The sequence below is a fragment of the Bosea vestrisii genome (assembly GCF_030144325.1).
Classification (GTDB): domain Bacteria; phylum Pseudomonadota; class Alphaproteobacteria; order Rhizobiales; family Beijerinckiaceae; genus Allobosea; species Allobosea vestrisii_A.
This window is the reverse complement of sequence record NZ_CP126307.1, coordinates 865,299-879,019: the sequence shown is the minus strand read 5'-3', so window position 1 is coordinate 879,019 and position 13,721 is coordinate 865,299. Positions and strand designations below refer to the sequence as shown.

Annotated in this window: 15 protein-coding genes; 5 read left to right on the top strand and 10 right to left on the bottom strand. The window is 66.7% G+C overall.

Annotated elements, in window-relative coordinates; genetic code table 11:
• Positions 1–126 precede the first annotated feature (126 nt).
• Positions 127–414: a DUF1428 domain-containing protein gene (locus tag QO058_RS04305; RefSeq protein ID WP_284170560.1), complete on the top strand. Its 288-nt coding sequence runs from the start codon at positions 127–129 to the stop codon at positions 412–414.
• 127 nt (positions 415–541) lie between these two features.
• Here the strand turns inward: QO058_RS04305 and rpe are convergent, their stop codons facing one another.
• From rpe to QO058_RS04285, 4 genes are all read right to left on the bottom strand, one after another.
• Entirely contained in the window at positions 542–1,222 is a 681-nt protein-coding gene (gene rpe, locus QO058_RS04300) for a ribulose-phosphate 3-epimerase (protein WP_284170559.1), read from the bottom strand.
• Between the two features lie 228 nt (positions 1,223–1,450).
• The gene (locus QO058_RS04295) at positions 1,451–2,128 is read right to left on the bottom strand and encodes a glutathione S-transferase family protein (RefSeq protein WP_284170558.1); all 678 of its coding nucleotides are present in this window, start codon (positions 2,126–2,128) and stop codon (positions 1,451–1,453) included.
• Between the two features lie 119 nt (positions 2,129–2,247).
• Positions 2,248–2,919, bottom strand: coding sequence for a glutathione S-transferase family protein (locus QO058_RS04290; protein ID WP_284170556.1), 672 nt, complete (start codon positions 2,917–2,919; stop codon positions 2,248–2,250).
• Between the two features lie 65 nt (positions 2,920–2,984).
• A complete protein-coding gene (locus tag QO058_RS04285; RefSeq protein WP_284170554.1) occupies positions 2,985–3,983 on the bottom strand; it encodes a sodium:proton symporter in 999 nt (332 codons plus the stop codon).
• A gap of 316 nt (positions 3,984–4,299) precedes the next feature.
• Between QO058_RS04285 and QO058_RS04280 the strand changes: the two genes are divergently transcribed.
• The gene (locus QO058_RS04280) at positions 4,300–5,547 is read left to right on the top strand and encodes an NAD(P)/FAD-dependent oxidoreductase (protein WP_284170553.1); all 1,248 of its coding nucleotides are present in this window, start codon (positions 4,300–4,302) and stop codon (positions 5,545–5,547) included.
• A gap of 147 nt (positions 5,548–5,694) precedes the next feature.
• Here QO058_RS04280 and QO058_RS04275 read toward each other — a convergent pair whose 3' ends face one another.
• The 4 genes from QO058_RS04275 to QO058_RS04260 all read right to left on the bottom strand — a co-directional run bounded on the left by QO058_RS04275 (position 5,695) and on the right by QO058_RS04260 (position 8,756).
• Complete coding sequence (locus QO058_RS04275; protein ID WP_284170551.1) at positions 5,695–6,570, bottom strand: bile acid:sodium symporter family protein; 876 nt, start codon at positions 6,568–6,570, stop codon at positions 5,695–5,697.
• 130 nt (positions 6,571–6,700) lie between these two features.
• Positions 6,701–7,111, bottom strand: coding sequence for a DUF3574 domain-containing protein (locus QO058_RS04270; RefSeq protein ID WP_284170550.1), 411 nt, complete (start codon positions 7,109–7,111; stop codon positions 6,701–6,703).
• 77 nt (positions 7,112–7,188) lie between these two features.
• Complete coding sequence (locus QO058_RS04265; RefSeq protein ID WP_284170549.1) at positions 7,189–8,421, bottom strand: FAD-binding oxidoreductase; 1,233 nt, start codon at positions 8,419–8,421, stop codon at positions 7,189–7,191.
• Positions 8,418–8,756, bottom strand: coding sequence for a cupin domain-containing protein (locus QO058_RS04260; RefSeq protein ID WP_284170547.1), 339 nt, complete (start codon positions 8,754–8,756; stop codon positions 8,418–8,420). Before QO058_RS04260 ends, QO058_RS04265 begins: the two co-directional genes overlap by 4 nt.
• 117 nt (positions 8,757–8,873) lie before the next feature.
• On the opposite strand from QO058_RS04260, the gene QO058_RS04255 reads away from it, so the two are divergent.
• Positions 8,874–9,560, top strand: a complete 687-nt coding sequence (locus tag QO058_RS04255; RefSeq protein WP_284170546.1) for a GntR family transcriptional regulator — start codon at positions 8,874–8,876, stop codon at positions 9,558–9,560.
• Between the two features lie 133 nt (positions 9,561–9,693).
• On the top strand, positions 9,694–10,209 hold the full coding sequence (locus QO058_RS04250; protein WP_284170545.1) for a flavin reductase: 516 nt from the start codon (positions 9,694–9,696) through the stop codon (positions 10,207–10,209).
• 78 nt (positions 10,210–10,287) lie between these two features.
• Here the strand turns inward: QO058_RS04250 and pcaB are convergent, their stop codons facing one another.
• Positions 10,288–11,658 carry a 3-carboxy-cis,cis-muconate cycloisomerase gene (gene pcaB, locus QO058_RS04245; RefSeq protein WP_284170544.1) on the bottom strand — a complete coding sequence of 457 codons (1,371 nt, stop codon included), beginning with the start codon at positions 11,656–11,658 and terminating at the stop codon, positions 10,288–10,290.
• Between the two features lie 169 nt (positions 11,659–11,827).
• Here pcaB and QO058_RS04240 point away from each other — a divergent pair, with 169 nt between their 5' ends.
• Positions 11,828–12,280 carry a CoxG family protein gene (locus tag QO058_RS04240; RefSeq protein ID WP_284170543.1) on the top strand — a complete coding sequence of 151 codons (453 nt, stop codon included), beginning with the start codon at positions 11,828–11,830 and terminating at the stop codon, positions 12,278–12,280.
• A 3-nt stretch (positions 12,281–12,283) separates the two neighbouring features.
• Here the strand turns inward: QO058_RS04240 and QO058_RS04235 are convergent, their stop codons facing one another.
• The gene (locus QO058_RS04235) at positions 12,284–13,627 is read right to left on the bottom strand and encodes a methyl-accepting chemotaxis protein (protein ID WP_284170542.1); all 1,344 of its coding nucleotides are present in this window, start codon (positions 13,625–13,627) and stop codon (positions 12,284–12,286) included.
• Between the last annotated feature and the right edge of the window lie 94 nt (positions 13,628–13,721).

Here is a 13,721-nt window from a genome sequence, read left to right as displayed (position 1 = left end):
CCGCGCCGGCTGGGCGGGCGTTTCTCATCGGGCGCGCCGAAAGACCCAAGGAGGAAAAGCTGATGTCCTATGTCGATGGTTTCGTTGCAGCCGTGCCCGCCGCCAATCGTGAGGCCTATGCCGAGCATGCCCGCAAAGGCCGCGCCGCTGTTCAAGGAATATGGCGCGACGCGCGTCTTCGAGTCATGGGGCGACGATGTCCCGCGCGGCAAGCAGACCGATTTCTATCGGGCGGTCGCGGCGAAGGAGGACGAGGTCGTCGTCTTCTCCTGGGTCGAGTGGCCGAGCAAGGAGGCGCGCGATGCCGGCTGGCAGAAGCTGATGGCCGATCCACGCATGGCCCCTGACGTCAACCCGATGCCCTTCGACGGCACGCGGCTGATCTATGGCGGCTTTGCCGCGATCGATCTGTAGGATTGAACCGTCATTCTCGGGCGAAGCGCAGCGCAGACCCGAGAAGCTCGTGACGAGAAGGCGCTGGCTGGCGCCTCCTCCGGCCTGAGATGCTCGGGTCAAGCCCGAGCATGACGCTTGGAAGCTCTCAGACCCAGCTGCCCCGCGCGGTCTCGGCCGCCTTACGGATGGCGGCGATGTTGCCGGCATAGGCTGAGGGCCCGCCCTTGAACACCGCGGAGCCGGCGACCAGCACGTCGGCGCCGGCCTTGACCGCGAGCGGCGCCGTCTCGGGCGTGGCGCCGCCGTCGATCTCGAGCGCGATCGGGCGCTCGCCGATCAGGGCCCGAATTTGCGCGATCTTGTCGACGACCGAATGGATGAAGCTCTGGCCGCCGAAGCCGGGGTTTACCGTCATCAGGAGGATCAGGTCGACATCGCCGATCAGCGGCTCGGCCGCGCTCGCCGGCGTGCCGGGATTGAGCACGATGCCAGCCTGCTTGCCCTGCGCCTTGATCGCCTGGATCGTCCGGTGCGGATGCGGCCCGGCCTCGACATGGAAGGAGATCAGGTCGGCGCCAGCCTTGGCGAAGGCCTCGATGTAGGGATCGACCGGCGCGATCATCAGGTGGACATCGAAGAACTTCTTCGTATGGGGCCGGATCGCCTTCAGCACATCGGGCCCGAAGGTGATGTTGGGCACGAAATGCCCGTCCATCACGTCGCAATGGATCCAGTCGGCGCCGGCCTCGTCGATGGCGCGGACCTCCTCGCCGAGCTTGGCGAAATCGGCCGAGAGGATGGATGGGGCAATGCGGATCGTGCTCATGCGGGGCGTTTAGCCTGTTTCTCGCTCGCGCGGAACTACCGCATTGTCATTCCGGGGCAGGCCGAAGGCATGAGCCCGGAACCCAGAACCGACGCCGGTTGTCGTCGGGGCGCGAAAGCAGATCGCCCCTTTTGGAATAAGAAATCGGTTCTGGGTTCCGGGCTCTTCGCTACGCGAAGCCCCGGAAAGACAGAGAGGTTCGATCGCTAAATCTAGATGACGAAATCCTCAGGCCCGCTTCAACGGGAATGACAGCCGCCGGTCGGCCTCGGCGATCTCGACGGCGGCCTGGGTGAAGGCGGGCCGGAGCTTCAGCCGGTCGAACCAGCGCGACAAGCCGTCGAATGGCGCGAGCGACGGGCCGCCCAGGCGCAGGCTAAACAGCACGCTCATGAAGAGGGCGATGTCGGCGATCGTGACGGCATCGCCGAAGTACTCGCGGCCGGCGAGCCGGTCTTCGAGCTCAGCATAGTGGTTCTCCAGCGCGCGCTCGGCGATCAGCGCGTCGGCCTCCTGCGCGAAGCGCCTGGTCTGGTCGGTGCTCGGCGGGCTGGTTCGGTGCATCAGCGGCTTCAGCGCCTGCAGCATGATCTCGTCGGCATAGAGCTCGTTGAGCCGGCAGCGGGCGCGCGCGCCGGGGCAGAGCGGAAAGAGCGGCGGCTCAGGATAGGCGTCCTCGAGATATTCGAGGATCACGGTGGAATCATAAAGCACCAGCCCGTCATCGTTCATGACCGGAACCTGCTGCTTGGGATTGATGGCGACGACTTCCGGATGCCTGGGATCGTAGCCTGTCGTCTGGTTGAACGGCACCATGATGCGCTCGAAGGCGAGGCCTTTTTCGCGTAAAGCGATCTCGATCTTGCGCGAGAACAGGCTGAGCGGCCCTGAATAGAGCGTGATCATGACAGGAACTCCGGTTTTGCTTGCCGGAACTCTGGCAAAGCTTGCAGTCAGCTCGCGTCAGCAGGGATTTCTTCAAGGCGGCGACGCCAGCACATCCGTTTCCGCCATCGTTGCCGGAGTCAGAGGCGCTGGAGCGGCAGCGAGAGCTTGCGGTCCCAATCGGCGATCTCGGTCAGCTGTGTCGCGAAGACAGGACGCGCGGCGACCCGCTCGTACCAGGCTGCGAGCGCCGGCAGGGCAGCGAATGAGGGCCCGTCCAGCCGGCGGACATAGTGCACCATCAGGAACATCCCGATATCGGCGACGGAGAAGGCGCCGCAGAGATAGGGTTTCTGGCCGAGCGCCGCGTCTATGTCGGTAAAGTAGCGCGCCAGCACGGCTTCGGCCGCCCTGGCTGCGCCCTCAAGCTGCTCCAGCTCCGCCTGTGGCAGGCGTTCGCCGTTGCGATGGAAGAGTTGGCGCAGCGCGCCGAACACCACCTCGTCGGCGAAGAGCTCATGCTGGCGGCAGCGCGCCCGCTCGACCGGCGTTGCGGGGTAGAGCGGCGGCTGCGGATAGGCCTCGTCGAGATATTCGAGGATCAGGGTGGAATCGTAGAGGGTCAGCTCGCCATCGACCAGGATCGGCACCTGCGCCTTCGGATTGGCGGCAAGTACGTCGGGGTGCTTCGGATGATAGCCGACCATCTGGTTGAACGAGACCACGACGCGCTCGAAGGCCAGCCCCTTCTCGGCAAGGGTGATCTCGACCTTGCGGCCAAACAGGCTGAGTGGTCCGGAATAGAGCTTCATTGGTTTCGTCCCCATGCCCCAGCCGTCAAAGCGGCCGGTTGCGGGCAGCCTGGGGGCCGGCCTGGTCAGCTTGCGTCAGCAGGCGCCTCCCTGCGCCGGAGGCGCGCCGCAATGCCGCGCAGCAGCCAGGGCAGGAGATAGATCGGGAACTGGGCCAGCGCGAAATAGAGGAAGGTGGTCGGCGGCACGCCGGCGCCGAGCGCGGCGACCAGCAGGCCCATGTTCCGCTGGCCTGTGCCGTAGCCGATCATGAAGCGCTCGGAGCGGGGAAAGCGGCGCAAGGCCAGCCAGGCGCTGGCGAGGCCGACGGCCGAGACCAGGAAGGCGACGGCAAGGAAGAGCGCGACCTGCCCGGGCCGCTCCATCGCCGCCCTGGTGACGCCGTCCATGGCGGCGATGGCGAAGATGAAGTACATCAGCACGCCGAAGCCATCGAGATTGGGCTTCAGCGCGCGGATGCGTTCGGCTCCGAGCCAGCGCCGGATGGCGAAAGCGACGACCATGCCGCCGCCGATGAACATCACCAGTCGCAAGGTCAGCGCCAGCCGGTCGAGCGGCACTGCGGCTCCCGCCAGCCAGTCGACCAGGAACGGCGCGATCAGCGGGCTGGCGATCGTGGTGACGATGACGCCGGCGATGATCAGCGAGGGCTCGAAGCCGTAGAGGATGGCGACGGCGGGCGAGGACATGATCGGCGGCGCCGCGCCCATGATCGCGATGCCGAGCAAGAGGCCGGGATCGAGCGCATCCCGGCCGAGCAGAGCGAGGGCGGCGGCGATCAGCAATGCCGGGGTGAACAGCAGCCAGAGGCAGGTCAGGATCAGCTTTGCCGGCCGGCGCACCAGCCCGGCGATCACACCGAGGTCGGCGCGCATGAATACGACCGTGGTGAAGCAGAAGATCGTGATCGGCAGGAGCGGGCGCGCCGCCGCGGAGAACTGCGGCAAGGCGAGCCCGAGGAAGATCGAAAGCGCGAAGCCCTGCGTGCCATAGCGGCCGAGCAGAGCGAGGGCGGAGGCGAGGGCGGCGAGCATCGAAACCGGGAGAGCGAAACGGGGCGCCACACTGGCCGATCCGGAGGGCGCCGTCATCTGGCATGGGCGCAGGGCACTCCAGCGTCATTGCGGGTGAAGGGCGATGGAGCAACCCTGCTAGAGCGGGTCTCCCCGAAGTGCCGCATTAGTTGTAGTCATGGTTTCTAGCAGGCGCAGAAAATTGCGCGAAGTTTGCGTGGATGCTCGCAGTTCCCGCTACATCGCAGCAAGTGTGGCAGGAGCTACGAAACTTTGCCGGATATGCCGCAATATTCCACACAAGAGCTGACAGCGCTGCGGCCGGCGCTATTCTTGCAGGAGGGGAAGGCTGGCGGAGACAGGTTGGATGCGTACGGACGCGATCGTTCTTGGGGCGGGCATCGTCGGGATTTCGGTGGCGCTGCATCTGCAGAAGGCCGGCCGCTCGGTGCTGCTGGTCGATCGCGGCCAGCCGGGCGGTGAAACCAGCTATGGCAATGCCGGGCTGATCCAGCGCGAGGGCGTCTACCCCTACGGCTTCCCGCATGATTTCGGTGCGCTCATCCGCTACGCGATGAACAACACCATCGATGCGCATTATCATTGGAATGCGATCCCGAAGCTCGCGCCCTTCCTGTGGTCGTACTGGATGCATTCGCGCGCCTCTCAGCACGAGGCGATCGCCCACAAATACGCGACTCTGATCGAGCACTGCGTCACCGAGCATGACGCGCTTGCGCAGGAAGCGGGCGCGACCGATCTCTTGCGCCGCAAGGGCTGGATGAAGGTTTTCCGCACGCCCTTCGAGCAGGAGACCCGGCTGGCGGAAGCGGCGCGCTGGAAGCGCGATTACGGCCTGAACCATCGCGCGCTCGACGCCGCCGAATTGCGGGCCGAGGAGCCGCATCTCGACCAAAGCCTGATTGGCGGCCTGCACTGGACCGACCCGGTGACGGTGATCGATCCGCTCGGCCTGTCCAAGGCCTATCTCGCGCTGTTCGAAAAGCTTGGCGGGCGTGTCGCGCAAGGCGATGCTGGAACGCTGGCGCAGGACGGCGATCGCTGGAGCGTGACGCTGGCGGACGGCACCAAGGCCCTCGGCATGGACGTGGTCGTGGCCCTCGGCCCCTGGGCCGACGTGCTGACCCGCCAGCTCGGCTATCACCTGCCGCTCGCGGTCAAGCGCGGCTACCACATGCACTACAAGCCGCTTGGCAATGCCGTGCTGAACCACCCGGTGCTCGACACCGAACGCGGCTATTTCCTGGCGCCGATGCGCCAGGGCGTGCGCCTCACCACCGGCGCCGAGTTCGCCAATCGGGACGCGCCGAAGACGCCGGTGCAGCTCGCCCGCGCCGAGCCGATCGCCAAGACCCTGTTCCCGCTCGGCGAGCGGCTCGATGCCGAGCCGTGGCTCGGCAACCGGCCGTGCACGCCGGACATGATGCCGATCATCGGCCCGGCGCCGAAGCACAGGAACCTGTGGTTCTCCTTCGGCCACGCCCATCATGGGCTGACGCTGGCGGCGGTGACCGGGCGCATGGTCGCAGAGATGGTGAGCGGCCAGAAGGTCTTCGTCGACCCGACGCCGTTCGCGCCGGCGCGCTTCGGCTGAGCCCGCTTTCTCAGTCCTCATCCTGAGGAGCGATCCGCAGGATCGCGTCTCGAAGGATGGTCAGGCTGTCTCCGGAGCCTCCTGAAGCATCCTTCGAGACGCAGCCTTTGGCTGCTCCTCAGGATGAGGGCTTATGGGTTGCCGTGCTCAGGCATTTGCGAAATTGCTCTTGCGGCGTCGCAGCAGCCAGACTGCGAAGGCCGAAGCGGTCACGTACATCACCAGGCTGTAGATGCCGGGCACCACGGCCGCGGCCGGGTTGCGCAGCACGTTGAGCGCGATGAAAATCGCCAGAGCGGCATTGTGGATGCCGATCTCCATGGCGATCGCCACCGCTTGCCCCTTCGGCAGGCGCAGCGCCAGCGGGGCGAGATAGCCGGCCAGCATGCTGACGAGGTTGAAGGCGAGGCAAGCGCCGCCGACCGCGATCAGGCTCGGCAGCAGCGCCTTGCGCTCCATGTAGATCGCGATGGCGATCAGGGCGACGAGCACGAGGATCGAGAAGATCTTGATCGGCTTCTCGGCGCGGAGCGCGAAGTGCTCAGCCTTCGCCCGGAGCAGCATGCCGATGGCGACCGGGATCAGGATGATGGCGGCGACCTCGACAACCTTGCGGTGCGGCGGCGGCACGTACTGGCCGGCACCCAGGAAATAGTCGAGCGAGAGATCGAGCACGATCGGCAGCGTCAGCAGGCAGAGCAGGCTATTGACTGCCGTCAGGGTGATGTTGAGCGCGACGTCGCCGCGGGCGAGGTGACTGTAGATATTGGCTGTCGCTCCGCCCGGCGCGGCCGCGAGCAGCATCAAGCCGACGGCATGATCGGGCGAAAGCTTCAGCCAGATCGCGATCGCGAAGGCAGCGAGTGGCAGGAGCACGACCTGGAGGAAAAGGCCGAAGCCGACGGCGAGCGGATAGCGCGCGACGCGGCGGAAGTCCGCGATCGTCAGGCTCAGTCCCAGTCCGAACATGACGATACCGATGGCGAGCGGTAACAGCAGGTCAGTCAGAATCGAGGCCTGCATGCACGTTTCCCCTGATCGGCATTTCTATGCCTTTGCGTCAGGCTAGTTGAGCAACGGCGGCTACGCCACTGAGCTGGCGCGGTCTTTTCGTAGCAAGGTTTCCGCTTTTCTCCGCCAGACGGACCTAACGTTAGAACGAGGCGCAGGCCGGCTTGAGGATCAGCCCGACCGATTGCTGGTCGAAGCGGCGCTTGTAGGCCTCGGCGACGGCGGCGAGCTTCTCGCGATTTTCGGTCTCGTCAGGGGTTGCGATCAGGACGAGCTTGCTCGGCTCGCGGATGAGCCTGCTGTTTTGGCGGTCGTGATACTGCCCGCTGGCGTCGAGGATGGTGAGGCCGTCGGGGAAGCGCGGTGTCACCTCCGCGTCGACGAAGCTGCGGAAGGCGGCTTCGCTCACGCCGACGCGGTCGCCGATTTTGCGGCCGAAGAGCAGTTCGGCGCTCAGCATGGCCTGCTGGCCGGGCGCACAGGCTTGTTGCGGGAGGCCGGCGCAACCGGTGACGCTGAAGGCTAGGAGAAACACAAAGCCGAGTCGGATCATGGCGTTGTCTCTGGCGGCTGGGATGCCGATTCAGCCGTTTGAAGAACTGATTCAAGCCTAGCGCCAGTGCGGTCCTTTCAGAAGCGCTGCGGGCTGAAATGGCTGAGGTCGATCGTGGACGGGCGGCCGGCGATCAGCGCGGCGACGAGATCGGCCGTCGCGGTCGATTGGGTCATGCCGTAATGGCCGTGACCGAAGGCATAGACGACATTGGGGTTGCGGCTTGCCTTGCCGATCACCGGCAGCGAATCCGGCAGCGACGGCCGGAAGCCCATCCAGAGTTTGCCGCTGTCGAAGGCCGGCAGCCCGTCCACCAGCGTCGCCGCCTTGTCGTAGAGCGCCTTGGTGCGGGCATGGTTCGGCGGCGCCTGCAGGCCACCGAACTCAACCGCTCCGCCGATGCGCAGGCCGCTTTCGAGAGGCGTCATGACGAAGCCGTGGTCCTTGAAGCCGACCGGACGGCCGGTCAGGCCGGTGACACCCGGGAAGCTGACATTGTAGCCGCGCTCGGTGTCGAGCGGGATGTTGTCACCCATCGCCGCCGCCAGCGGCTTCGACCAGGCGCCGGCCGCGACGACGACGCGATCGACGACGCGCTGCCAGCCATCTGGGCCGATCAGGGCAGGGCGCTCGGCCAGCGAGATGTTGCTGACCTCGGCCTTCTCGAAGGTGGCGCCGCGCGCCAGCGCCGATTCGTATAGCGCCATGGTAAGGGCGAGCGGATCGCTGATATGGGCTGCGTCGGGGTGGAAGGCCGCGCCGGCGAAGCAGTCCTTCAGCGCCGGCTCCATCTGGCGCAGTTCCTGCGGCCGGAGCATGTCGACGGCGATGCCGGCGGCGCGCTGGCGCCGGGCGAGATCTTCGAGGCCGGCGGTATCACCCGCATCGCGAAAGGTATAGAGCGCGCCGCGGCGGTGGATATGGTTGCTGATCCCGGCTCTTTCGGCGCGCGCCAGCCAGGCTGGCAGCGCCAGTTGCTGGATGGCGATGATTCCGGCGATCGAGCGCTCATAGGCGGCGGGGCGGGCCGCGAGCAGAAAGCGCGCCAGCCAGGGCAGCAATTGCGGCAGATAGCCGAGGCGGATCGCGAGAGGGCCGAGCGGGTCGAGCAGGAAGCCCGGCACCTTGCGCAGCATGTTCGGGCTGGCGATCGGCAGCACGTCGGTATGCGCGATGATGCCGGCATTGCCGCGCGACGGGCCGAAGGCCGGCCCCTCCTTGTCGAGGATCAGGACCTCGTGGCCCTCGTCGAGCAAAGCGTGGGCGGTGGCCGTGCCGACGATGCCGGCGCCGATGATCGCGATCTTCATGTGGTGGGCAGGGGGTTGGGCAGCAGTTTGAGCGCCGACGGCTGCTTCACCTCGATCTCGACGAAGGCGATCGGATGGGCTGAGCCGTTCATCACGTCGTGCTGGATGCCAGCCTGGCGCATATAGGCCTGGCCCTGTGCCAGCGGCACGTCGGTCTCCTTGGCTCCGTCATGGATGCGCAAGGTGCCAGCGATCAGCATGATCACGAAATAGGGCCAGCCATGGCTGTGCCAGCCGGTCACCGCGCCCGGCTCGAAATCCCAGCGCGTGATCCGGACCGTGTCGTCGTCCTGCTGGAGCGTGGCGACGGCGGGGATCGTGCAGGCGAACGCCATGGCGGCTCCATTCGCGGGTCTTAACCACTGGTCGGCCGGCTTGCCTGCCTTGCGGTCTTGTTGAAAGTTCTGATATATCAATGGCATCCGGTGCGTCAAGCATCGCTGGTGCCGCCCATGACCGAGGATGCCCGCGTTTCCGGTGAGGATGCGATCAGCGTTCGCGCCATCGTCAGCCTGTCCGATCTGGCTTACCGGCGTCTCGAAGAGGCGATCGTGACCCTGTCCCTGCGGCCGGGCGCGGTGCTGACCGAAGCGCAGATGATCGAGCTCGTCGGGGTCGGCCGCACGCCGGTGCGCGAGGCGCTGATCAGGCTGGCGCAGCAGGGGCTGGTCGAGATTCTGCCGCGCAAGGGGGTTGTCGTCACGGCGATCGACGCGATCGACGTGATGGCGGCGCTCGATGCCCGCGAAGTGCTGGAGCGCCTGATCGCAACCGAGGCGGCGAAGCGTGCCGGGCCGGCCGAGCGCAGCGCCATCCTCGCCAAGGCACGGGCGATGCGCGAGGCGGCGCAGGCGGACGACGTCAACGCCTATATGCGGCTCGACAAGGAGCTCGACACGCTGGTCGCGGCTGCGGCGCGCAGCCCGTATGCCAGTCGCGCCGTTGAGCCGCTGCAGGCGCTGATCCGCCGGGCCTGGTACTTCTTCGACCGGCAGATCGACCTTGTGCCGGCCGCGACCCACCATGTCACCCTTGCCCAGGCGCTGGTCGCGGCTGAGCCGGGCGCCGCCGCAGAAGCGAGCGATGCGCTTATGCGCCACTTGCGCGCGGGATTGCTGGCCGCGCTGCGACGCGAGTGAGCCGGCTCTCACTGGCAGTATGATATATCTTAACCCTGCGCGAGGAACGGCCCGTAAGTCGACAATTGCTGAAACTGGCCTTTTACCCCTGCGCGCTTAGATAAAGCGCAGTATCCTCGCGCAGAGTTGGGCGATGAACAACATGGTCGATGCCGCCTTACGCGCGTCGCGCCCCGAAGCTAAGGCCTTCCGCGAGGCGATGGCTGAGGTTGCGAGCGCCGCTCATATCGTGACGACGCTCGGCCCGGCCGGGCGCGCCGGGCTGACTGCGACGGCCGTCGCCTCCGTCTCGGATGCGCCGCCGACCGTGCTCGTCTGCATCGAGGCTGCCAGCCGAACGCTGGCCGTGATCGAGGAAAGCGGTATCTTCTGCATCAACACGCTGGCGGCGGCCGACCACGAGCTCGCCTTCGTCTTCTCCGGTCGGCGCGGCCTGACGGGGGAGGACCGCTTCGGCGTTGGGGAATGGGGCGAGCTTTCGACCGGCGCTCCCGCACTGGCGAGTGCGCTCGCCAGCTTTGACTGCCGGGTGGCGGCGGTGCACCGCGTCGCGACACATCGTATCTTGATCGGCCAGGTGGTGGCGCTCGGTGGCGGCGGCTCCGGGCCGGGGCTGGTCTATCGCCATCGCCGCTTCGGCGGCGTCTGAAGCCATCTCTCAGGGCTTCGATGATGGCACTGCCGTCGTCACGCACGCCGGCAGTGATCGCGCGCTCTTCGGCGAAATTCAGCCGCTGCCGCTCATATATTCCCGCTCTTCCTCGTAGAGCACCAGGATGCGGTCGATGATGGCGTCGGTCGCGCCGCGATAGGTCGTGGGATCGAACAGGTCGTCGAGCTCTTCGGGCGACAGCTTGCCGGCGAGCGCAGGGTGGTCGGCCAGGACATCCTTGAGATGGCGCCCGCTGGCGAGGCAGTCGCGGCTAGCCTCCTCGAGCAGATGATGGGCCTCGCCGCGGCCGATCGTCTGCGCGAGCGCGAGCGAGACGCGTTCGGCCATGACGAGCCCGTTGGTCAGGTCGAGATTGTACTGCATCTGCTCGGGGAAGACCTGGAGCCCTTCGATCAGCGTGACCGCCTGGTTCAGGGCGGAGCCGGCGATCAGGAAAAGCTCGCGCAATGTCGGCCATTCGGCGTGCCAGCCGCCCATGGCGCGCTCGTGCTCCTGCGGCATGGCGGCGAGCATGGTCGCGACTAGTCCCGGCGTACGCTTGCCCGCAGCGAGGATCAGCGTGCACAGCACCGGATTGCGCTTGTGCGGCATGGCCGAGGAGCCGCCTTTTCCGGGCGCTTCCGGCTCGGCGAGCTCGCCGATCTCGGTCTGCGCCATCAAGGCGATGTCCTGCGCCATCTTGCCAAGATGGCCGAGAAGCAGGCCGAGCTCGGTCGCGATCCGGGCCGGCCGCCGGCGCTCGCTGTGCCAAGGCACGCGGACTGCGCCGATCGACGGCATGGTGCGGGCGAAGGCTTCCGACACGGCATCGGCCTTGTCGCCGAGCGAGGCAAGGCTGCCGGCGGCGCCGCCGAGCTGATGCGCGGCTTGGCCCCAAATCATGAAATCGTCGTGGAAGGAGACGATGGGGGCGAGCCAGTTGGCGGCCTTGAGCCCGAAGGAGATCGGAACCGCATGCTGGAGGAAGGTGCGGCCGATCATCGGCGTGCGGCGATGCTCTCTTACGAGTCCGGCGAGCGCATGGGCGAGGCGTGCGGAGCGCGCCAGCAGCAATTCCCAGGCAGCGCTATATTGCTGGGCTTGGCCTGAATCGATCACGTCCTGGCTGGTCGCGCCGTAATGCACCCATTTCGCCGCTTCGGCATCAACCGCCGCGACGCGGGCCGTCAACGCCTTGACCAGCGGGATCGCCGGATTGCCGGCGAGCGTCGCGGCCTTGCCGATCACGGCGATGTCGTAGAGCTCGACGTTGCACTGCGCCGCGATCGCCTCGACGGCGGTAGCGGGAATGACACCGGCTTCTGCCTCGGCCCGGGCGAGGGCGGCCTCGAAATCGAGCATGCCCTGCAGCGCGGCGCGATCGTCGAGCAGCGCCGCCATCTCATGATCGGCGAAGAGTTCGCCATAGAGGCCGCCATCAGCCATGTCCGGACGCGCCTTCGTGCGGAGCGGTCGCTGCAACCCACATCCCAGCTTCGTCCTCTTGTGCGCACCGATACTTTGCGGCCATGGATTAGATGAACTTGGATAGACCCGAGGTGGGCCGGCCTGCAACATGCGCCGAGAACCCCGGAGCACGGTGAGGAGCGACGCCATGGCGATGACGATGAACGGCGAGGTGACGCTGCCCGCGGCCAAGCAGGTGGTCTGGGAGAAGCTCAACGACGCCGAGGTGCTGAAGGCCTGCATCCCCGGCTGCGAACAGCTCGCCAAGGACGACGACACGCATTTCTCGGCAGTGGTGAAGGTCAAACTCGGGCCGGTCAAGGCGACCTTCAAAGGCAAGGTCGAGCTGCAGGACCTCGACCCGCCGAACGGCTACCGCATCGTCGGCGAGGGCGAGGGCGGTATCGCCGGCTTCGCCAAGGGCGGCGCCAAGGTCATGCTGGACGATGCCGAGGACGGGCAGACCGTGCTGCGCTACGAGGTCGAGGCGCAGGTCGGCGGCAAGCTGATGCAGCTCGGCTCGCGCCTGATCGATTCGGTCTCGAAGAAGCTGGCCGATGAGTTCTTCGCCAATTTCGCCAAGGCGGTCAGCGAAGGCTGACGCTCACGAGGCCTTGCGCAGTGCGGCGAGGGCCTCGCTGACGGTGGCTTCCGCCGCGCCGACCTGAAGCGCGATGTCGGCGGCCGCGGCATTGGCGCGTTCCAGCGCCTTCTCGGTCTTGCCGAGACTGTCGTTGACGCGGTTCGCGCTGTCGATCGCCTCGTCCGAACCGTGCGCGACCTCGGCGGCGTGCCGGGCGATGCCGCCGGTGACGCTGCTCTGCTGGGCGACGGCATCCGAGATCGCCTCGGAATCCGACTTGATCTCGCCGATCGTCGTGCCGATCGAAGTGGCGCGGACGCTGCAGGCTTCGGCGCTCGCCGAGAGCTCGGCGATCTGCGTCGCGATCTCCTGCGTGGCCGACGCCGTCTGCGTCGCCAGCGACTTCACTTCCGCCGCAACCACGGCAAAGCCGCGGCCGGATTCACCAGCACGAGCCGCCTCGATGGTGGCGTTGAGAGCGAGCAGATTGGTCTGCGCGGCGATATCGGCGATCATGCCGACCACGGTCTCGATGCTGCGGGTGACGTCGCGCAGCCGCGCGATTGCGCCGTCCATCGCCTGCGCATCGGCAACGGCGCGATTGGCGATCTCGAGGCTCTGGCGGGCGCGCTGGCCGATCTCGGCGATGTTCGCCGACATCTCCTCGGTCGCCGCCGCGGTCTGCATCGCCTTCTCCCGCACCAGCAGCGAGGTCTGGGCGACGGAGCCTACCTGGTCCTTGATGAAGCTGGTTGCCGCCGAAGTCTCGCCGGCCGTGTCGACGAACAGCTCGACCGCGTTGCTGATCGCGGTATCGAGCTTGCCGATGCGCGAGGTCAGCGTCGCCGCGACCTCGTCGAGCGCGACCCCGCGGCGACGCGCTTCCGCCGCCTCGAATTCGCGGTCGAGCGACATCGCGGTGTTGACGTCATAGGTCAGCACCCGCTCGATGGTGAAGAGGTCGCGCGGGATGTCGCGCCGCGAGAAGACGAGCCGCGTCCGGCTCTCCTCCAGGACCATCCGGAAAAGGGTGAAGGCGATCGAGGCGCGGGCGCGGGCGCCGACCTGGCCGTGCCGTTCCAATAGGGTGAGCCGTTCGAGCGAGTCGCAATAGCCTTGGTCGAAATCACCCTCGAACAGCAGGCGAAAATGGGCGGCTTCCGCGGCGAAAAGCTCGGCTGCGACCGGTTCGACCGCCAGCTTCAGCATCGGATGGATGGCGAAAGCACGGGCGAAATCCTGCTCGACGATATCGACGATGACGCGATCGACGAGGGCACGATAGCGGCGCAGGCGCTGACGCTGGCGCTCATCGAAGCCGATCGCGGTCAGGCGACGCTGGACGTGTTCGAGGATCGTGGCCAACCGCGCCATCCGTGAGCGCGACGATCGGAGATCGTCATTCCAACGGGCGATGTTGGGCATGCGTGGTTAAGATTCCGCAAAGGGTGCGCTCGTC